We start from the raw sequence: 471 nt of genomic DNA, 5'->3' as shown, positions 1-471 counted from the left end.
GACTTCACCACCTACCAAAGCGGCGGCAAATACCGTACCTACAACGTCGCCATCGAAGGCACGAGCCTGGTTACCGTGTACCGCAACCAATTCGGCGAAATCATCAAAGCCAAAGGCATCGACGGGCTGATTGCCGAGTTGAAAGCCAAAAACGGCGGCAAATAACCGACAAACCATACCGTCCGAGGGCGGTATGGGTTTTTCGAACAAACGCTATGCATACAGAACTCAAAAACGGAACACTGCACATCGGCGGCGACATCACCGTCAAAACCCTGACCGGGGACGCATTTGGGCGTTTCCGGCAACAATGCCGTCTGAAAGAAACCATTGCCGTCGATTTCGGAGGTGTCAAACGTGCCGATTCCGCCTGCGTGTCGCTGCTGCTCGAAGTGCTGCGCGGCTGCAAAGGCAGCGTCAGGCTGACCGGCATTCCCGAATCCGTGCGCGCGCTGTCCGAACTGTACGAAA

2 protein-coding genes are annotated in these 471 nt (G+C 56.1%); both read left to right on the top strand.

All coding sequences use genetic code 11. The annotated features are described in order from the left end of the window. A partial coding sequence (locus RM425_RS21770; RefSeq protein ID WP_396137080.1) for an ABC transporter substrate-binding protein occupies nucleotides 1-165 on the top strand: 165 nt, incomplete at its 5' end. A 50-nt stretch (nucleotides 166-215) separates the two neighbouring features. Next, nucleotides 216-471: STAS domain-containing protein (locus tag RM425_RS21505; RefSeq protein ID WP_311347270.1), on the top strand; the 256-nt coding region annotated here is incomplete at its 3' end.

The organism is Blastococcus goldschmidtiae (assembly GCF_031845325.1).
In the GTDB taxonomy this organism is placed as follows: domain Bacteria; phylum Actinomycetota; class Actinomycetes; order Mycobacteriales; family Geodermatophilaceae; genus Blastococcus; species Blastococcus goldschmidtiae.
This window is presented reverse-complemented; position numbering and strand designations above follow the sequence as displayed.